Origin of the sequence: Streptomyces sp. NBC_01257, assembly GCF_035917255.1 — a bacterium.
Taxonomy (GTDB): domain Bacteria; phylum Actinomycetota; class Actinomycetes; order Streptomycetales; family Streptomycetaceae; genus Streptomyces.
Genome location: NZ_CP108472.1, coordinates 3,318,968 through 3,337,859 on the forward strand (window position 1 = coordinate 3,318,968; position 18,892 = coordinate 3,337,859).

The window sequence follows — 18,892 nt, forward strand, 5'->3', positions numbered from 1 at the left end:
ACGTCCATGTGTACGTCGTCCACTGACGGATACGCTGTACGCTTCACGCCTATCGAGAGGAGCCCGCCCGTGACCGGCCGGAAGAAGGACAGCGGGAAGACGGCGCCGGACGAGTCGCTCTGGCAGCGCCTGGAACAGCCCGCGGCCGCACCCCGCACCTCGCTCACACTGGAGCGCATCGGCGCCGTCGCGGTGCGGATCGCCGACGCGGAGGGCTTCGCCGCCGTCACCATGCGCAGGCTCGCCACTGAGCTGGGCGTCGCCCCCATGGCGGCCTACCGCCACGTCTCCGGCAAGGACGACCTGTGGGCGCTGATGGCCGAACGGGTGGCGGCGGAGATGCGCATCCCCGACGAGGTGACCGAGTGGCGCGAGGTGCTGCGCGCCTTCGGCCTGCTGATCCGGGACATGATGCTGCGGCACCCCTGGGTCGGGCAGCTGCCCACCCACCTCTTCGTGCTCACACCCGGGCGGCTGGCCATCGCCGAACGGCAGCTGGCGGCGCTCGACGGACTCGGCCTCGACGAGGACGCGATGATGGTCGCGTTCCGCACCGTCAGCGCCTTCGCCCACGGCGCGGCGCAGTCGGAGGTGGCGGTGCGGGAGTGGACGGAGTCGGCCGGCTGGTCGTCCGGCGCCGAGACGAGGCTGGGCCTGGCGCCGCAGATGATGTACCTGATGGGGACCGGCCGCTATCCCACGTACCAGCGCTACGGACTGCGGGCGACCCGCAAGGACGACGCGACCTGGGCCTTCGAGACGGGCCTCGACTGCGTCCTGGACGGGATCGCCGCCCGGCTCGGCATCTGAGGCGGCCCCGGAGCCGGCGCCCGGCGCGCTCCCCGTCGGCGTGCTCAGCATCACCCTGGACAGCTCACGTGACCGCCGGGTAACTTTTAACCAAGGCTGAGCAAGCGCTTAGCCAAGCCGAGCGAAGCCGACCAGGGAGGCACCCCGTGCGCCGTACGGTATTCAACGAGGACCACGAGGCGTTCCGGGAGACCATCCGCGCCTTCATCGCGGCCGAGGTCGTGCCGGTCTACGACGAGTGGTTCGCCGCCGGCCAGGCGCCGCGCGACTTCTACCTCAAGCTCGGTGAGCTGGGCGTCTTCGGCATCAACGTGGACGAGGAGTACGACGGCGCGGGCATCGACTCGCACAAGTACGAAGCCGTCATCTACGAGGAGACCGCCCGCGCGGGCGTGTCCTTCGGCGGCTCCGGCGTGCACACGCTGCTCGGCCTGCCCTACGTCAAGATGCTCGCCACCGACGAGCAGAAGAAGCGCTGGCTGCCGAAGTTCACCACCGGCGAGGAGATGTGGGCCCTCGCGATGACCGAGCCGGGCACCGGTTCCGACGTCGCGGGCATGAAGACCTCCGCCAAGCTCTCCGACGACGGCACGCACTACGTCCTCAACGGCGCCAAGACCTTCATCACCGGCGGCGTGCACGCCGACCGGGTCATCGTCTGCGCCCGTACCTCCGCCCCGCGCGAGGACGACCGCCGCTTCGGCATCTCCCTGTTCGCCGTCGACACCAAGTCCGCGGGCTACTCGGTCGGCCGCAAGCTCGACAAGCTGGGCCTGAAGGTCTCCGACACCGCCGAGCTGGCGTTCGTCGACGTGAAGGTCCCGGTCGAGGACCTCCTCGGCGAGGAGAACAAGGGCTTCGGCTACCTCGGCACCAACCTGGCCTCCGAGCGCTGGGGCATCGCCTTCGGCGCCTACGCGCAGGCCGCGGCCGCCGTCCGGTTCGCCAAGGAGTACGTGCAGGACCGCACGGTCTTCGGCAAGACCGTCGCCTCGTTCCAGAACACCAAGTTCGAGCTGGCCGCCTGCCAGGCCGAGGTGGACGCGGCCCAGGCCGTCGCCGACCGCGCGCTGGAGGCGCTGGACGCCGGTGAGCTGACCGCCGCCGAGGCCGCCTCCGCGAAGCTGTTCTGCACCGAGGTCGCGCACCGCGTGATCGACCGCTGCCTCCAGCTGCACGGCGGCTACGGCTTCATGAACGAGTACCCGATCGCCCGCCTGTACGCGGACAACCGGGTCAACCGCATCTACGGCGGCACCAGCGAGGTCATGAAGTCGATCATCGCCAAGTCCATGGGCCTGTAGAGCGGCTACGTTCTCCCCATGAGCTCAGCACTTGATTCCCTGCTCGATCTGCTCGACCTGGAGCAGATCGAGCAGGACATCTTCCGGGGCACCAGCCGTTCGGCGATCGTGCCCCGCGTCTTCGGCGGACAGGTCGCGGCCCAGGCGCTCGTCGCCGCGGGCCGCACCGTCCCCGCGGACCGGACCGCCCACTCCCTGCACTCCTACTTCCTGCGGATGGGGGACCCGGGAGCGCCGATCGTCTACAGCGTCGACCGCATCCGGGACGGCCGTTCCTTCACCACCCGGCGGGTCGTCGCCGTCCAGCACGGGCAGCCGATCTTCCACCTCTCGGCGTCCTTCCAGACGTACGAGGAGGGGCTGGAGCACCAGGCGGACATGCCGGCCGCGCCCGATCCGGACACGCTGCCGACGGCGGCCGAGATGCTGCCGCGCTACGCGGACCGGTTCAGCGACCCCGGAGTCGTCGACCGGCTGGTCGAGGCGCGGGCCGCGGTCGACCTGCGGTACGTGGACGCCCCGCCGTTCGGCACCGTCGGCGAGCCGCGCGAGCCCCGCTCCCAGGTGTGGTTCCGCACCAACGGCAAGCTGGCCGACGACCCGCTGCTGCACGTCTGCATGGCGACGTACGTCTCCGACATGACGCTGCTCGACTCGGTGCTCCTGGCCCACGGGCGCGGCGGCTGGGCGGTCGGCGACGTGGTGGGGGCGAGCCTGGACCACGCGATGTGGTTCCACCGGCCGTTCCGCGCCGACGAATGGCTGCTGTACGACCAGGAGTCGCCGTCCGCGTCCGGCGGGCGCGGCCTGGGCCAGGCCCGTATCTACACGCAGGACGGCCGGCTGGCGATCACCGTCATCCAGGAGGGCGTGGTCCGGGTCCCCCGGGAGGGCTGAACGGGCCTGCGGCTCGCGGCCGCGCGTCGGACATACCCGGCCCGGCTGCGGACATACTCCCCACCATGAGTGACGCACGTGCTGATGGCGGGGAGTCCGGTGCCGGAACGGATACGGCGAGCGGTGGCGAGTCCACGTTCACCGTCATCGTCGCGGCGGTGGCCAACCTCGGCATCGCCGTGGCGAAGGCCGTCGCCGGGCTGATCAGCGGATCGAGCGCGATGCTCTCCGAGGCGGCCCACTCGGTCGCCGACACGGTCACCGAGGTGCTGCTGCTCACCGCGCTCAAGCGCAGCGAGAAGCCCGCCGACGACGAACACCCGCTGGGCTACGGCCCCGAGCGGTACATCTGGGCGATGCTCGCCTCCGTCGCCACGTTCGTCGGCGGCGCGGTCTTCTCGATCTACGACGGCATCCACACCCTGGTCGCGGGCGAGGAGCTCGGCGACCCGCTCATCTCGTACCTCGTGCTCGCCGTCGCCTTCCTGCTGGAGGGCTTCTCCCTGCGCACGGGGCTGCGGCAGGTGCGCGCCGAGGCCGGCCGTCTCGGCACCCCCGCGAAGCGCTACCTCCGGCTCACCCCCGACACCGCGGTCAAGGCCGTCGTGATGGAGGACTCGGCGGCGCTCGCCGGTCTGCTGCTGGCCGCGGGCGGTCTGCTCGGCGGCCAGCTGTCGGGCTCCGGCGTCTGGGACGGTGTCGCGTCGATCCTGATCGGGGCGCTGCTCGTGTACGTGGCCTGGGTGCTCGGCCGGTCCAACGCCCAGCTGCTGATCGGCCGGCCGGTGCCGGCGGCGATGCGTGCGGGGGTGCGCGAGGAACTGCTGACGGTGCCGCACATCATCGACGTACTGGAACTGACCACGCTCATCCAGGGGCCGTCCGAGATCCTGATCGCCGCGAAGGTCGACTTCCGGGACGTGGCCAGCGCCGAGCAGGTCGAGTGGGCCTGCGAGGAGGCGGAGCAGCAGCTGCGGGAGCGGTATCCGGCGATCCGGCGGGTGTATCTGGACCCGACGCCGGGCCTGGAACAGCGGCGCCGGGCCCGGGCCGCCGGAGGCGGCACGGTGGCCGGCGACGACGAGGACAGCGGGGGCGGCGGGCTGTTCACCGACCGGACGGAAGGGCCCCGGTAACCGGGGCCGGCCGGACCGTCCGGACCGCGGCTACGCCGGCTCCAGCAGCCCCCGGAGCCGGTCCAGGTCGCCGGCGACCGTGTCGGCGTCCCGCTCGAAGTCGGCGTCGCTCATCCCGGGCCGCCGGCGAAGGGTGAACACGACCTCGCTGCCGGTGCCGTCGCCGATCACCCGGACCGGGTTGTGGACGGTCTCACCGGACGGCAGCGTGACGTCGTGGTCGAGGACGCCCAGCTCGTTGTGCGGCACGAAGTCCACCACGACCCTTCCCATGGGCGAGGACTCGGCGACCCACCGGCCGTCGGTCTCCGTGATGGAGTCACCCAGGCCGTGGGCCCACGCGGGAAGGTTCCGCGGGTCCGACGCGAAGGCGTAGACCTCGTCGGCCGTGCGGGCGATGTGGACGCCGAGGTGGCGTGATTCCTTGGCTGCGCTGTTCATGGTCGTGACGTTAGTGCGCCACCGGTGCCGGTTTCTTGAACGAATCGGACACGCCCGGACGCCCGGTCCGGACGGTCAGAGCAGCCCGGCGGCGTCCAGGAGGTAGTCGGTCATCGGGTCGTAGAACCGCGGGTCCAGCACATGGTCGTCCAGGGGGACGGCCACCTGAAGGGTGCCCTCGGACTCCCCCAGGAACAGCGCCGGGTCGTTGCAGTCCGCGTAACCGATCGCGTCCAGACCGCGCTGCGCCGCGCATCCCGCCCAGCCGTGGTCGGCCACGACCAGGTCGGGCATCGGGCGGCCCTCGCGCTCCAGGGCGTCCAGGATGGCCGCCATCGGCGCCGGGGAATGGGTGTGCCAGAGGGTCGCGCCGCGCTCCTGCACGGCGACGTCCGCGAACTGGAAGACCATGCCCTCGTCCGCCATCAGCCCGGCCGGAATCCGCATGATCTCGCAGCCGGCCGTCCGCAGCGCCGCCGCCGTCAGCCGGTGGACGTCCAGGAGCCCGCCCGGGTGACCGGTGGCGAACAGCACCCGCTCGGAGCCGTCGGCCGCCTTCCGCAACCGGGCCGCGGCCCGCTCCAGGGCGTCGACCGTGAGCTCCGGGTCGATGGTGTCCTGCCCGAACCGGTGCTCCGGGTCGTCGCTGACCCCGCACCGCTCGGCCATCACCGCCAGGACGTCCTGCTCGTCGCGCCACCGGTCGCCGAGCTCGAGACCCAGCCAGTAGTGGCGGTCGCCGTTGGCGAGCTTGCGGTAGTGGGCGAGGTTGTTGTCGCGCGGGGTCGCGACGTCTCCCGCGATACGCGTGCGGACGAGATGGTCGACGAGGGCGGCGCGGCTGGGTATCGGCATGAACCCATTGTGCCGTGGGGTGTGCGCAGCGTGCCGGGTGAATCGAGGGGTGGGCGGCCGGTCGCCCGGCCGCTCAGCCGGCCTCGCGCTCCCCCGCGGCGGCGAAGGCGCCCCGCGCCAGCCGGTGCAGCAGCGCCGCGGTGTCCGTGCGGCCGGGAAGGGCGCCGGGGCGGCCCAGGTGCGGGGTCGAGTTCAGCAGGCCGAAGACGGCGTGGACGGTGGCGCGGGCCTCGTGCTCGGGGAGGTCCGGGTAGAGCTCGCGGACGACGGCGACCCACACCTCGACGTACTCGCGCTGGAGCCGGCGCACCCGCTTGCGGTCGGTGTCCCGCAGGCGGTCCAGCTCCCGGTCGTGCAGGGTGATCAGAGGGCGGTCGTCGAGGGCGAAGTCGATGTGGCCCTCGATGAGCGCGTCCAGGAGCGCCTCGGGGGACCTGTCACCGGAGGCGTCCTCGGAGACCCGCAGCTGCCCGCCGCTCAGCAGCCGCTCGCTGATGCCGACGAGCAGTTCGGCGAGCATCGCGTCCTTGCCGGGGAAGTGCCGGTAGAGGCCGGGGCCGCTGATGCCGACGGCGGCGCCTATCTCGTCGACGCCGACGCCGTGGAAGCCGCGCTCGGCGAAGAGGCGGGCGGCCTCCTTGAGGATCTGCTCGCGGCGGGTGGGGGCCGCGACGCGGGCGGCGGCATGGGTGCTCATGGGAAGTCATTCTAGACAGGCGCGTTAGCGGTCGTTAACCTGAAGGGGCGTTAACGCTCATTAACCACTGCGGTACGGGCAAGGGGGCTCGACAGGATGCAGCAGGCACCGGTGCTGGCGAGCGCGGCCGATCCCGCCTCGGAGGCCTGGCAGGCCAACGAGGCGGCGCATCACGCGCTCACCGACGAGCTGCGCAAGCGGCTCGCCACGGCCAGGCTCGGCGGGGGTGAGAAGGCCCGCGCCCGGCATGTGGCGCGCGGCAAGCTGTTGCCCCGGGAGCGGGTGGACACCCTTCTCGATCCGGGCTCGCCCTTCCTGGAGCTGGCCCCGCTGGCGGCCGAGGGGCTGTACGGGGGCGCGGCGCCGGCCGCCGGGGTGATCGCCGGGATCGGCCGGGTCAGCGGCCGCGAGTGCGTGATCGTCGCCAACGACGCGACCGTCAAGGGCGGCACGTACTACCCGATGACGGTGAAGAAGCACCTGCGCGCCCAGGAGGTGGCGCTGGAGAACCGGCTGCCGTGTCTCTACCTGGTGGACTCGGGCGGCGCCTTCCTGCCGATGCAGGACGAGGTGTTCCCGGACCGTGAGCACTTCGGGCGGATCTTCTACAACCAGGCCCGGATGTCCGGGGCCGGCATCCCGCAGATCGCGGCGGTGCTGGGCTCCTGCACGGCCGGCGGGGCGTACGTCCCGGCGATGAGCGACGAGGCCGTGATCGTCCGGAACCAGGGGACGATCTTCCTGGGCGGACCGCCGCTGGTGAAGGCCGCGACGGGTGAGGTCGTCACGGCCGAGGAGCTGGGCGGCGGCGAGGTCCACTCCCGTACGTCCGGGGTCACCGACCACCTCGCCGAGGACGACGCGCACGCGCTGCGGATCGTGCGGAACATCGTGGCCACCCTGCCGGACCGGGGCGCGCTGCCGTGGTCCGTGCAGCCGGCCGACGAGCCGAAGGTGGACCCCGCCGGTCTGTACGGGGCGGTCCCCGTCGACTCGCGCACGCCCTATGACGTGCGCGAGGTGATCGCCCGGGTCGTCGACGGTTCGCGGTTCGCCGAGTTCAAGGCGGAGTACGGCACGACGCTGATCACCGGCTTCGCGCACATCCACGGCCATCCGGTCGGGATCGTCGCCAACAACGGCATCCTGTTCTCCGAGTCCGCCCAGAAGGGCGCGCACTTCATCGAGCTGTGCGACCAGCGCGGCATCCCGCTGGTCTTCCTGCAGAACATCTCGGGCTTCATGGTCGGCCGCGACTACGAGGCCGGCGGCATCGCCAAGCACGGCGCGAAGATGGTCACCGCCGTCGCCTGCACCCGCGTCCCGAAGCTGACCGTGGTGGTCGGCGGTTCCTACGGCGCGGGCAACTACTCCATGTGCGGCCGGGCCTACAGCCCCCGCTTCCTGTGGATGTGGCCCAACGCGAAGATCTCCGTCATGGGCGGCGAGCAGGCCGCGTCCGTCCTCGCCACGGTCAAGCGCGACCAGCTGGGCGACGACTGGAGCGCCGAGGACGAGGAGTCCTTCAAGGCCCCGATCCGCGAGCAGTACGAGACCCAGGGCAACGCGTACTACGCCACCGCCCGGCTCTGGGACGACGGCGTGATCGATCCGCTGGAGACCCGGCAGGTGCTGGGGCTCGCCCTGACCGCGTGCGCCAACGCCCCGTTGGGCGACGCCGGCTTCGGCGTCTTCCGGATGTGAGGAACAGATGACGATGTTCGACACGGTTCTCGTCGCCAACCGCGGCGAGATCGCGGTCCGGGTCATCCGGACCCTGCGCGAGCTGGGGGTGCGCTCGGTCGCCGTCTTCAGCGACGCGGACGCGGACGCCCGGCACGTGCGGGAGGCCGACACGGCGGTACGGATCGGTCCCGCCCCGGCCGCCGAGAGCTACCTCTCGGCGGACCGGCTGCTGGAGGCGGCCCGCCGCAGCGGCGCACAGGCCGTCCACCCCGGCTACGGCTTCCTCGCGGAGAACGCGGGCTTCGCCCAGGCGTGCGCGGACGCGGGGCTGGTCTTCATCGGCCCGCCCGCCGCGGCCATCTCGCTGATGGGCGACAAGATCCGGGCCAAGGAGACGGTCTCCGCGGCCGGTGTCCCGGTGGTGCCCGGTTCCACGGGCAGCGAGCTGACCGACGGCCAGCTCGCGGACGCGGCCGACGAGATCGGCATGCCGGTGCTGCTGAAGCCCTCCGCGGGCGGCGGCGGCAAGGGCATGAGGCTGGTGCGGGACGCGGCGCTGCTCGCGGACGAGATCGCCGCCGCCCGGCGCGAGGCGCGCGCCTCCTTCGGCGACGACACGCTGCTCGTGGAGCGGTGGATCGACCGGCCGCGCCACATCGAGATCCAGGTGCTGGCCGACGGCCACGGCAACGTGGTGCACCTCGGCGAGCGCGAGTGCTCGCTGCAGCGCCGCCATCAGAAGATCATCGAGGAGGCGCCCTCGGTCCTGCTCGACGAGAAGATCCGTGCGGCGATGGGCGAGGCGGCCGTGCAGGCCGCCCGGTCCTGCGGCTATGTCGGCGCGGGCACGGTGGAGTTCATCGTCCCGGGCAACGACCCGGCCTCGTACTACTTCATGGAGATGAACACCCGTCTCCAGGTCGAGCACCCGGTGACGGAGCTGGTCACCGGCCTCGACCTGGTCGAGTGGCAGCTGCGGGTCGCATCGGGCGAACGACTCCCCTGCACCCAGGCCGGCATCACCCTCACCGGTCACGCGGTCGAGGCCCGGGTCTGCGCCGAGGACCCGGCGCGCGGCTTCCTGCCCTCGGGCGGCACCGTGCTGGCACTCCACGAGCCGCAGGGCGGCGGGGTGCGGACGGACTCGGGGCTCGCCGAGGGCGGCGAGGTCGGCAGCCTGTACGACCCGATGCTGTCCAAGGTGATCGCGTACGGCCCCGACCGGGCGACGGCGCTGCGCCGGCTGCGGGCGGCGCTGGCGGACACGGTGGTCCTCGGCGTCCCGACCAACGCGGGCTTCCTGCGCCGGCTGCTCGGCCACCCGGCCGTGGTGGCGGGCGACCTGGACACCGGCCTGGTGGAGCGCGAGGTGGACGGGCTGGTCCCGGACGGCGTGCCGGAGGAGGTGTACGCGGCCGCGGCGCTGCTGCGGCAGCACTCCCCCGCACCGGCCCGCGCGGACGTCTGGGCCGACCCGTTCTCGGCCGGCGACGGCTGGCGCCTCGGCGGCACCCCGGCCCGGACGGTGCGGCACTTCCGCATCCCCGGTCACGACCCGGTCCAGGTGGGCCTGCGGCCGTGCGGACCGGCCGTGGAGCTGACCTTCGGCCATGTCGGCGAGGGCGCCCGGCCGCCGGTCCCCGACTCGGGCGCGTGCGGCCCGCTGGGCCCGCTGCCCGGCAGCGCGGAGACGGCCAGGACCCTGTCCGTCGCCGGCGGCAGGATCACCCTCGAACTGGCCGGCGTCACCCACACCTTCGCGTACGCCGTCTCCCCCGAGGGCCACTGGCTCGGCCGGGACGGCGACACCTGGCACGTGCGGGACCACGACCCGGTGGAGGCTTCGCTGAGCGGCGCCGCCCACTCCGGGGCGGACGCGCTCGCCGCGCCCATGCCGGGCACGGTCACCGTGGTGAAGGTGGCCGTCGGGGACGAGGTGGCGGCGGGGCAGAGCCTCCTCGTCGTGGAGGCGATGAAGATGGAGCACGTCATCTCCGCCCCGCACGCCGGCACCGTCACCGAACTCGACGTCACCGCCGGGACCACGGTGGCCATGGACCAGGTACTGGCGGTCGTGGTCCCCGCGGCCACCGCCGGGGAGGACGCATGACGACCACCGACCGCACCCTGCCGATGACCGTGGCCGCACCGGACCTGCCCGTCCGGGTCCGTATCCACGAGGTCGGCGCCCGTGACGGGCTGCAGAACGAGAAGACGGTCGTGCCGACCGGGGTGAAGGCGGAGTTCATCCGCCGCCTCGCGGTCGCCGGCCTGAGCACGATCGAGGCGACGAGCTTCGTCCACCCCAAGTGGGTGCCCCAACTGGCCGACGCCGAAGAGCTGTTCCCGATGCTCGGCGACATAGGGGACGTGGGGGACGTGGCGCTCCCGGTCCTCGTGCCGAACGAGCGGGGCCTGGACCGGGCGCTGTCCCTGGGGGCCCGCCGGATCGCGGTCTTCGGCTCGGCGACGGAGACGTTCGCGGCCCGCAATCTCAACCGGACGGTCGACGAGTCGCTCGCCATGTTCGAGCCCGTGGTGGCCCGTGCCAAGGCCGACAAGGTGCATGTGCGCGGCTATCTGTCGATGTGCTTCGGCGACCCGTGGGAGGGGGCCGTCCCCGTCCACCAGGTCGTCCGGGTCGCGAAGGCGCTGATGGACCTCGGCTGCGACGAGCTCTCGCTCGGCGACACGATCGGCGTCGCGACCCCCGGCCACGTACAGACCCTGCTGTCCCGGCTGAACGAGGAGGGAGTGCGCACCGACACGATCGGGGTGCACTTCCACGACACCTACGGACAGGCGCTGTCCAACACCCTCGCCGCGCTCCAGCACGGCGTGTCCACCGTGGACGCCTCCGCGGGCGGCCTCGGCGGCTGCCCGTACGCGAAGAGCGCGACCGGAAACCTGGCCACCGAGGACCTGGTCTGGATGCTCGACGGCCTCGGCATCGAGACCGGCGTCGACCTCGACGAGCTCACCGCCACCAGCGTCTGGCTCGCCGAACAACTGGGCCGACCCAGCCCGTCCCGCACCGTCCGCGCCCTGTCCCACAAGGAGCAGTGATTTCCCGATGTCCCTGGACTACCGGCTGACCGCCGAGCACGAGGAACTCCGACGCACCGTCGAGGAGTTCGCCCACGACGTGGTCGCGCCGAAGATCGGCGACTTCTACGAGCGCCACGAGTTCCCGTACGAGATCGTGCGCGAGATGGGGCGGATGGGCCTGTTCGGGCTGCCGTTCCCGGAGGAGTACGGCGGGATGGGCGGCGACTACCTCGCCCTCGGCATCGCCCTGGAGGAGCTGGCCCGGGTCGACTCGTCGGTGGCGATCACCCTGGAGGCCGGGGTCTCGCTCGGCGCGATGCCGGTGTTCCGCTTCGGTACGGAGGAGCAGAAGCGGCAGTGGCTGCCGAGGCTCTGCTCGGGCGAGGCGCTCGGCGCGTTCGGCCTGACGGAGCCGGACGGCGGTTCGGACGCGGGCGGCACCCGGACGACGGCGGTGCGCGACGAGGCGACGGGCGAGTGGGTGATCAACGGCTCCAAGTGCTTCATCACCAACTCGGGTACGGACATCACCGAGCTGGTGACGGTCACGGCGGTGACCGGCCACAAGGAGAACGGCGCCCCGCGCATCTCCGCGATCATCGTGCCCTCCGGCACCCCCGGCTTCACGGTCGCCGCCCCCTACTCCAAGGTCGGCTGGAACGCCTCGGACACCCGCGAGCTCTCCTTCTCCGACGTCCGCGTCCCGCTGGAGAACCTGCTGGGCGAGGAGGGCCGCGGCTACGCGCAGTTCCTGCGGATCCTGGACGAGGGCCGGATCGCCATCTCGGCACTGTCGACGGGCCTCGCGCAGGGCTGTGTGGACGAGTCCGTGAAGTACGCCGCCGAGCGGCACGCCTTCGGCAGGCCGATCGGCGCCAACCAGGCGATCCAGTTCAAGATCGCGGACATGGAGATGCGGGCCCACATGGCCCGGATCGGCTGGCGGGACGCGGCGTCACGGCTGCTGGCGGGCGAGCCGTTCAAGAAGGAGGCGGCGATCGCCAAGCTGTACTCCTCGACGGTGGCGGTGGACAACGCCCGCGAGGCGACCCAGATCCACGGCGGCTACGGCTTCATGAACGAGTACCCGGTGGCCCGGATGTGGCGCGACTCGAAGATCCTGGAGATCGGCGAGGGCACGAGCGAGGTGCAGCGGATGCTGATCGCCCGGGAGCTGGGGCTGCCGGCCTGACCGGGAGGCGGTGCGGCGCGCGCGGACCTCAGTCCTGAGCCGCCGCGCCGCCCAGTACGGCACCGAGTGCGACGGTGGCGTCGAAGAGGGCCCGGGAGCGGAGAGCGATGTCCGCGTCCCGGGCCGCAAGTGCGGCCCGGACGTCTTCCCGGCGGTGCCCCTGGCGCAGCACCGGCATGAGGGTCCGGAGGGGGTCGACACGGTATCCGGCTCCGCGCAGCTGATGGACGATCCGGGCGTCCCTGACCTGGGCGGGTGAATAGCGCCGGGTGTCCCGCGGCGGGACCCGGTCGGGCACGACGAGCCCCTCGGCGTCCCAGTGCCGCAGCGTCGAGGGCCGCACGCCGAGCGCGGCGGCCAGTGCGGAGACGCTCATCGCGTCCGAGGGGCGTGCGTCCTCGACGGGCTCGGCGGAGATCGCCTCGGCCGCCTGCTGGGCGAGCGCGAGGTCCGTACGTTCCCGGTCGAGCCGGGCGTGCGCCGCGTCGAGACGGGCGAGCACCTCCGTGACCGGACCCCGGTGGGCGGCCCGCAGCATCCGCTTGGCCTCGACCGGTCCCACCCCGGCCGCGAGGGCCCGGTAGGCGAGCGCGGAGTGCAGGTGGACCTCCCGGTAGACCCGGTAGCCGGCGGCGGTACGCGTCGCGGCCGGCAGCACGCCGTCGCGTTCGAGGTCGCGCACCTGCTGGACCGAGCAGCCGGCACGCCTCGCGACATCGACCGTGCGCAAGACCGATGATTTGAGAGTTGGCACCCGCTCTCCCCTGCCGGTCGGCTTGAAGTCTCCACAAGCACCTTAATGAAACGCTTGAGGACATGACCATCGACCAGATCATCGCCTTCATGCAGGACCTCGACGGAGTCCGGGTCCTCAGGCCGCAACCCGGCGACGGCTCGCCCGGGATCAGCTGGGGGGACACCTTCTTCTCCTACTCCCCCGACGCTGCCGCGCCGGCCACGGCTCAGCCGTTCGCGACGATCGTGACGAAGAACTACCCGGGCGACGAGAGCTCCCGCCTGGACCGCCCGGACACCTTCCGCGTCAGCATCGCCGCCGGCCGGGAAGCCTTCACCGAACGGACCGGCCACGCGCCGGACGCACCGGCCCTCGACGACGCCCCCGACACCACCGATGCTGTGAGGGCGCACCCCGTCTACGGCTCCGCCGGCTGGCTCGCGGTGGTGAATCCGGGGCCGCGGACGGAAGAGGTCACCTACGAGCTGCTCCGCGGCGCGTACGACCTCGCGCGGGCGCGTCATGAGCGACGTACCGGGTGACGGCCGGGCGGCGCTCTCGTCCGAGCGACCACACGACGGCAGATGTCCGGGAGCCCCGATGACGGTAGAGATCATCTACGAGACCCACTCCACCAGCACGGACAACGAGGCCGGCATCGCCACCGGCCGGCTCCCGGGGGAACTCTCGGACCTGGGCCGCCGCCAGGCCCGTGAACTGGGCGAGCGCCGGCCGGGCGACGGCTTCGCGGCCGTGTTCACCTCCGACCTGCGCCGGGCCGTCCAGACGGCCCGCACCGCGTACCCCGGCGACCGGCCCCCGATCCACCAGGACGTCCGGCTGCGTGAGTGCGACTACGGCGACCTCAACGGGAGCCCTCGCCGCCACGTCGCCGCGCGCCGGCTCCAGCACATCGACGTCCCGTTTCCCGGCGGCCGGAGCTACCGCCAAGTCGTCGCGGCCACCGACGCCTTCCTCCACGACCTGGCCACCGGCTGGGACGGCAGCCGCATCCTGGTGATCGCCCACTCGGCCAACCACTGGGCACTTGAACACCTGCTCACGGGCACTCCGTTGGAGGAACTGCTCCAGGCACCGCCCGCCTGGCGTCCGGGTCGGCGGTACGAACTGCCCGGCGACTGGCCGGCTCCCGCCGCCGGGTGACCTCACCACCCGCCCACCCGCCCGCACCTGCGCAATTCGTTCGACAGCGGTCGGCCGTGCCCGGCAGAGTTCCTTCATGAAGCCGCAGCACTGGCCCCTGTACGGGCTCCGCATCCGCACCCCCCGCCTGGAACTTCGCCTTCCGGATCTGGAGTTGCTGGACGAGCTCGCTTCGGTCGCCGCCGACGGGGTGCACGCCCCGGACGTCATGCCGTTCACCGTCCCCTGGACCGACTGCCCGCCCGTCGAGCGGGGGCGGGCGGTGTTCCGGCACGTGCTGAGCACCATCGCCGACTGGTCCGTGCAGGACTGGTCGTTGAGCCTCGCGGTGCTGTGCGAGGGCCGGGTGGTCGGACGGCAGGACGTGGCGGCGAAGAGCTTCGCGGTGACCGGGGAGGTGAGTACCGGCTCCTGGCTGGGGCTCGCGCACCAGGGGCGCGGCATCGGCACCGAGATGCGGGCCGCCGCCCTCCATCTCGCCTTCGCGGGTCTCGGCGCCGGCGCGGCGGTCTCGGCCGCGATGACGGACAACCCGCGCTCGCTGGGCGTCTCGCGCAGGCTCGGCTACGTCCCGGACGGGCTGGAGGTCGCCGCCCTGGGGGACGCGCGCGTCACGCTGCAGCGGCTGCGGCTGGAGCGCGACCGGTGGGAGGACCGCCGGTCGGCCGACGTCACGGTGGAGGGCCTCGACGACTGCCGGGCGATGTTCGGCGCGTGACCCTCCTGGTGCACACCTTCATCCGGGGCAGGAGCGGCAAGCGGCACTTCCTGGACGATCCGGAGTACGGCCACACCCTCGCCGGTTTCGAGAAGAGCCGGACCAAGCTGTGGGGATCGCGGCCGGCCCGCGACCTCGGTGCCCGTTTCCTCCCCCAGCTCGCCACCAGCGACCTGTACGTGGAGCCGGAGGACGTCCTGGCGTTCCTCGCCGAGTGCGAGCTGCTGGGCGACCACATCGAGGCGCTGGCCGCGCACAGCGGCTATGCCGACGACTACGTGGCGGAGCGGCTGGCCAACATCACGGCGGCCGCCGAGCGTGCCCTGGACGTGGACGGCGGAGTCATCGTCTGGTGACCGGAACGGGGGCGTCCACCGGCGCGACAGCTCGTGAGGTTAGGCTAACCTTCGCTCGAACTTGTCACCGGCCGGCCTCCGGCTCGTACGAAAGCGGATTCCGTCATGCGCACTGCCCGAGTGTCCCGTCCCACCCGCCGCGGCCTGCTGGCCATGGGCGGCGCAGTCGGCCTGGGTGCCGTGCTGGCGGCCTGCGGTGACAGCGACAGCAAGGGCTCCGGGGCCGACGGTGCCAAGAGCGCCGACGCCGGGCCCTGGAGCTTCAAGGACGACCGCGGGCAGACAGTCAAGGCCGATTCCGTGCCGAAGAACATCGTCGCCTTCACCGGTGTCGCCGCGGCCCTCCACGACTACGGCGTCGAGGTCAAGGCCGTCTTCGGCCCGACGAAGACCAAGGGCGGCAAGGCCGATGTGCAGGCAGGCGACCTGGACATCAGCAAGGTGGAGATCCTCGGCAACGTCTGGGGCGAGTTCAACGTCGAGAAGTACGCGGCGCTCGGCCCGGACCTGCTGGTCACCGCCATGTGGGAGAAGGACGCCCTCTGGTACGTGCCGGACGCGTCCAAGGACAAGATCCTGAAGCTCGCCCCGAGCGTCGCCCTGTGGGCCGCCGAGACCACGATCCCCAAGGCGATCCAGCGCCACGAGGACCTCGCCGCCTCGCTCGGTGCCGATGTGACGGCCAAGACCGTCACGGACGCGAAGGCCCGCTTCGAGAAGGCCGCGGCCCGGCTGCGCGCCGCCGCGAAGTCCAAGCCGAACATCAGGGTCCTCGTCGGCTCGGCCAGCCAGGACCTGTTCTACGTCTCGCTCGCCAAGATGTCCGCCGACACCCTGTACTTCCAGGAGCTGGGCGTGAGGTTCGTCGAGCCGAAGGTCAACGCCGCGGGCTTCTTCGAGGAGCTGAGCTGGGAGAACGTCGACAAGTACGAGGCCGACATCATCATGATGGACAACCGCTCATCGGCCCTGCAGCCCGACGCCCTGACCTCCAAGCCGACCTGGACGCAGCTGCCCGCGGTCAAGGCCGGCCAGGTCATCCCGCGCACCACCGAGCCGATCTACAGCTACGACAAGTGCGCGCCGATCCTCGAGGACCTCGCGAAGGCCATCGAGGACGCCAAGAAGGCCGCCTGACCATGGCGGCCGCCGCGACGCCGGACGTCGACCCCTTCCGGCTCTTCCGGCTGACCGTCCTGCGCACCGGGCGGCTCGGCCCCTCGATGCTCCGGGTCACGTTCGGCGGACCGGGGCTCGACGGATTCGCCTCGGGGGGCCGCGATCAGAGCCTTTCGCTGTTCCTGCCGCACCCCGGACAGCCGGAACCAGTCCTTCCGGTCGATGACGAGGGCAACTGGTTCGCCCCCTGGCGGGCCCTTCCGCCGGACGAGCGGGCCGTGCTGCGCTCGTACACCGTGCGGGCGCAACGCCGCACCGACGACGCCGCGCACGACGGTCCGGCCACCGAGATCGACATCGATTTCGCGCTCCACGAGGACGGCGGTCCGGCCTGCCGCTGGGCCGCCGCGGCCTCGCCCGGCGACGTCGTCAAGGCGCTCGGACCGGCCGTCGAGGACAACACGGCCGTCCGGTTCCGTCCGCCCGAGGACACCGACTGGGTGCTGATCTGGGCCGACGAGACGGCGCTTCCCGCGGCGGCAGCCGCCCTGGAGTGGCTGCCGGCCCGTCTGCGGGCCCGGGTCTGGCTGGAGGTCCCGCACACGGAGGACCGCCTGGCGATCACCACCGCGGCCTCGTCCCGGATCAGCTGGCTGGTGCGGGACCGGGCGGACACCCCGGATGCCGTGGCGGCCGTGCGCGCGGCGGAGCTGCCGGAGGGAACCCCGTACGTCTGGATCGCCGGCGAGGCCGCCAAGGTGCGGGCGATGCGCCGGCACCTGGTGGGCGAACGCGGCATCGACCGCAGGCGGGTGACGTTCGTCGGCTACTGGCGCCGCGGCCTGAGCGAGGAACAACTCCGCGAGGAGGCGGAAACCACCTCGAACCCGCCCGACACCTCAAGCCCGTCCGGCGGTTGAGGACATCTTTCACAGCCCGCCCGGCGGTCGATGACACTCTCGACAGGCCCGCCCGGCGGCCGGAGGCGTCCGCATCACGCCCCCGGCCGCCGGACGGACCGCCGATCACCCCGCCGCGGCCGGCTCCGCCGGCCACGGCACCTGCGGTGAGCGGTAGTAGTCGATGCCCTGCGCGGTGAACCGCGGCCCGAGCGCCGCCAGCCGCAGCTTGTACGTGTCCCAGTCGTGCGTCTCGGCCGGGGACCAGCCCAGCTCCGCCGCACCGGGCAGCCGCGGGAACGCCATCGCGTCGATGTCGTCGCTGTCGGTCAGCGTCTCGGCCCAGATCGGCGCCTCGACCCCGAGCACCGCGTCCGCCGGGGTGTCGGCGAGGTAGGTCGCCGGGTCCCAGTCGTAACTGCGCTGCACCTCGACCAGGCCGGCCCACTTGAGCCCCAGCACGGTGTCCTCGTTGTACTTCATGTCGAGGTACACCCGGTCCGCCGGGGACAGGACGAGCTTGGTGCCGTTCTTCGCCGCGTCCGCCACCTGCTGCCGGTCCGCCGCGCTCGTCTTGTCGTAGCCCCAGTACTGGGCGACCGCGCCCTTGACCGGCGAGGCCCCGGTGAGCTGGTGCCAGCCCATCACGGTCTTGCCGTGCGCGCCGACGGCGGCCTGCGCCCGCTCCATGATCTTGGCGTAGTCCTCGTGGCTGGTGGAGTGCGCCTCGTCGCCGCCGATGTGGATGTACCGGCCGGGGGTCAGCTCGGCCAGTTCACCGATGACGTCGTCGATGAACCGGTACGTCACGTCCTTGGCCGCGCACAGCGAGCTGAAGCCGACCTTGATCCCGGTGTAGAGCGGCGGCGCGACGCCGTCGCAGTTCAGCTCGGCGTACGAGGCGAGGGCCGCGTTGGTGTGGCCGGGCATGTCGATCTCCGGCACCACCTCCAGGTAGCGGGAGGCCGCGTACCGCACGATCTCCTTGTACTCGCTCTTGGTGTAGTAGCCGCCGGGCCCGCCGTCGACCTCCGTCGAGCCGCCGTACGTGGCCAGCTTCGGCCAGGAGTCGACGGCGATCCGCCAGCCCTGGTCGTCGGAGAGGTGGATGTGGAAGGTGTTCATCTTGTACTGCGCGATCTGGTCGATGTAGCGCTTCACCTCGGTGACCGAGAAGAAGTGCCGCGAGACATCGAGCATCGCGCCCCGGTAGGCGTAGCGCGGCGCGTCGGTGACCCTGCCGCCCGCGACCTTCCACGGCCCCTTCTGGCGGCTGTCGCTCTCGATCCGGGCCGGCAGGAGCTGGCGCAGGGTCTGGACGCCGTGGAAGAGCCCTGCGGGCTTGCGGGCGGTGATGGTGACGGAGCCGCGCTCGGACGTCAGGGTGTAGCCCTCGGCGCCCAGCGCGCTGTCGTGGGAGCCGAGCCGGAGCCGGATGCCGTCGGAGCCGGCCTTTCCGGTGACCGGCAGGGCGTAACCGGTGGAGGGGCGCAGCACGCCCGCCAGGTACTCGCCGATCTTCCGGACCTCACCGGACGGGCTCTCGACCCGGATCCTGGTGGCGCCGGTGAGGGAGTACGGGGATCCGCCCGGTCTCACCGAGACGGGGGCGGGCACGATCTGACCGAGGGGCCGGGGCTCCGACGCGGCGGGGCCGCTGCCGGCCGCGGACGCCGTGGGGGCCGCGCACGCGGTGGAGATGCCGGCCGCCGTGACGAGAAGCAGCGAGCCGAGAAGACGGGGTAGAGCACTGCGCCGCGCCGTGTGCAGTCTCACAGGCCGGGTCCCTTTCTACTGGTTCACACCTGGATCTCCTGACCAATCGAACCGTCGC

19 protein-coding genes are annotated in these 18,892 nt (G+C 72.2%); 14 read left to right on the forward strand and 5 right to left on the reverse strand.

All coding sequences use genetic code 11. From position 1 onward, the window contains the following. The first annotated feature begins 69 nt into the window (after positions 1 to 69). The 4 genes from OG408_RS14030 to OG408_RS14045 all read left to right on the forward strand — a co-directional run bounded on the left by OG408_RS14030 (position 70) and on the right by OG408_RS14045 (position 4,147). Positions 70 to 810: a TetR/AcrR family transcriptional regulator gene (locus OG408_RS14030; protein WP_326670130.1), complete on the forward strand. Its 741-nt coding sequence runs from the start codon at positions 70 to 72 to the stop codon at positions 808 to 810. 146 nt (positions 811 to 956) lie between these two features. Then, complete coding sequence (locus OG408_RS14035; protein WP_266778994.1) at positions 957 to 2,114, forward strand: acyl-CoA dehydrogenase family protein; 1,158 nt, start codon at positions 957 to 959, stop codon at positions 2,112 to 2,114. An 18-nt stretch (positions 2,115 to 2,132) separates the two neighbouring features. Next, positions 2,133 to 3,011 (forward strand): acyl-CoA thioesterase II, encoded by an 879-nt coding sequence (gene tesB / locus OG408_RS14040; RefSeq protein ID WP_326670133.1) that lies wholly within the window; start codon positions 2,133 to 2,135, stop codon positions 3,009 to 3,011. A gap of 65 nt (positions 3,012 to 3,076) precedes the next feature. After that, entirely contained in the window at positions 3,077 to 4,147 is a 1,071-nt protein-coding gene (locus OG408_RS14045) for a cation diffusion facilitator family transporter (protein ID WP_326670134.1), read from the forward strand. A 30-nt stretch (positions 4,148 to 4,177) separates the two neighbouring features. Here OG408_RS14045 and OG408_RS14050 read toward each other — a convergent pair whose 3' ends face one another. From OG408_RS14050 to OG408_RS14060, 3 genes are all read right to left on the reverse strand, one after another. After that, positions 4,178 to 4,588 (reverse strand): SRPBCC family protein, encoded by a 411-nt coding sequence (locus tag OG408_RS14050; RefSeq protein WP_326670136.1) that lies wholly within the window; start codon positions 4,586 to 4,588, stop codon positions 4,178 to 4,180. 75 nt (positions 4,589 to 4,663) lie between these two features. Then, positions 4,664 to 5,443 (reverse strand): phosphatase, encoded by a 780-nt coding sequence (locus OG408_RS14055; RefSeq protein WP_266779002.1) that lies wholly within the window; start codon positions 5,441 to 5,443, stop codon positions 4,664 to 4,666. Between the two features lie 73 nt (positions 5,444 to 5,516). Then, positions 5,517 to 6,140 carry an SACE_7040 family transcriptional regulator gene (locus OG408_RS14060; RefSeq protein ID WP_266779005.1) on the reverse strand — a complete coding sequence of 208 codons (624 nt, stop codon included), beginning with the start codon at positions 6,138 to 6,140 and terminating at the stop codon, positions 5,517 to 5,519. A gap of 96 nt (positions 6,141 to 6,236) precedes the next feature. Here OG408_RS14060 and OG408_RS14065 point away from each other — a divergent pair, with 96 nt between their 5' ends. Genes OG408_RS14065 through OG408_RS14080 form a run of 4 tightly spaced genes read left to right on the forward strand, consistent with a single transcriptional unit; the run spans position 6,237 to position 12,066 of the window. Continuing rightward, the gene (locus OG408_RS14065; RefSeq protein ID WP_266779007.1) at positions 6,237 to 7,844 is read left to right on the forward strand and encodes a carboxyl transferase domain-containing protein; all 1,608 of its coding nucleotides are present in this window, start codon (positions 6,237 to 6,239) and stop codon (positions 7,842 to 7,844) included. Positions 7,845 to 7,857: 13 nt separating this feature from the next. Beyond that, complete coding sequence (locus tag OG408_RS14070) at positions 7,858 to 9,936, forward strand: ATP-binding protein (RefSeq protein WP_326674536.1); 2,079 nt, start codon at positions 7,858 to 7,860, stop codon at positions 9,934 to 9,936. Further along, positions 9,933 to 10,892, forward strand: a complete 960-nt coding sequence (locus OG408_RS14075) for a hydroxymethylglutaryl-CoA lyase (RefSeq protein ID WP_326670137.1) — start codon at positions 9,933 to 9,935, stop codon at positions 10,890 to 10,892. The genes OG408_RS14070 and OG408_RS14075 overlap by 4 nt, the downstream gene beginning before the upstream one ends. A 7-nt stretch (positions 10,893 to 10,899) precedes the next feature. Continuing rightward, on the forward strand, positions 10,900 to 12,066 hold the full coding sequence (locus tag OG408_RS14080) for an acyl-CoA dehydrogenase family protein (RefSeq protein ID WP_326670138.1): 1,167 nt from the start codon (positions 10,900 to 10,902) through the stop codon (positions 12,064 to 12,066). A gap of 28 nt (positions 12,067 to 12,094) precedes the next feature. Here OG408_RS14080 and OG408_RS14085 read toward each other — a convergent pair whose 3' ends face one another. After that, complete coding sequence (locus OG408_RS14085) at positions 12,095 to 12,796, reverse strand: MerR family transcriptional regulator (RefSeq protein ID WP_326670140.1); 702 nt, start codon at positions 12,794 to 12,796, stop codon at positions 12,095 to 12,097. 86 nt (positions 12,797 to 12,882) lie between these two features. Between OG408_RS14085 and OG408_RS14090 the strand changes: the two genes are divergently transcribed. From OG408_RS14090 to OG408_RS14115, 6 genes are all read left to right on the forward strand, one after another. After that, positions 12,883 to 13,344, forward strand: a complete 462-nt coding sequence (locus OG408_RS14090) for a DUF6194 family protein (RefSeq protein ID WP_266779015.1) — start codon at positions 12,883 to 12,885, stop codon at positions 13,342 to 13,344. Positions 13,345 to 13,402: 58 nt separating this feature from the next. Further along, the gene (locus OG408_RS14095) at positions 13,403 to 13,966 is read left to right on the forward strand and encodes a histidine phosphatase family protein (RefSeq protein ID WP_326670143.1); all 564 of its coding nucleotides are present in this window, start codon (positions 13,403 to 13,405) and stop codon (positions 13,964 to 13,966) included. A 76-nt stretch (positions 13,967 to 14,042) separates the two neighbouring features. After that, the gene (locus OG408_RS14100; RefSeq protein ID WP_285563667.1) at positions 14,043 to 14,684 is read left to right on the forward strand and encodes a GNAT family N-acetyltransferase; all 642 of its coding nucleotides are present in this window, start codon (positions 14,043 to 14,045) and stop codon (positions 14,682 to 14,684) included. Then, the gene (locus OG408_RS14105; RefSeq protein WP_266779021.1) at positions 14,681 to 15,040 is read left to right on the forward strand and encodes a hypothetical protein; all 360 of its coding nucleotides are present in this window, start codon (positions 14,681 to 14,683) and stop codon (positions 15,038 to 15,040) included. Before OG408_RS14100 ends, OG408_RS14105 begins: the two co-directional genes overlap by 4 nt. A 153-nt stretch (positions 15,041 to 15,193) precedes the next feature. Next, entirely contained in the window at positions 15,194 to 16,177 is a 984-nt protein-coding gene (locus OG408_RS14110; RefSeq protein WP_285563796.1) for an ABC transporter substrate-binding protein, read from the forward strand. Between the two features lie 2 nt (positions 16,178 to 16,179). Continuing rightward, entirely contained in the window at positions 16,180 to 17,079 is a 900-nt protein-coding gene (locus OG408_RS14115; protein WP_266779025.1) for a siderophore-interacting protein, read from the forward strand. Positions 17,080 to 17,184: 105 nt separating this feature from the next. Here OG408_RS14115 and OG408_RS14120 read toward each other — a convergent pair whose 3' ends face one another. After that, positions 17,185 to 18,834 carry a beta-N-acetylhexosaminidase gene (locus OG408_RS14120; protein WP_285563669.1) on the reverse strand — a complete coding sequence of 550 codons (1,650 nt, stop codon included), beginning with the start codon at positions 18,832 to 18,834 and terminating at the stop codon, positions 17,185 to 17,187. Positions 18,835 to 18,892: the final 58 nt, after the last annotated feature.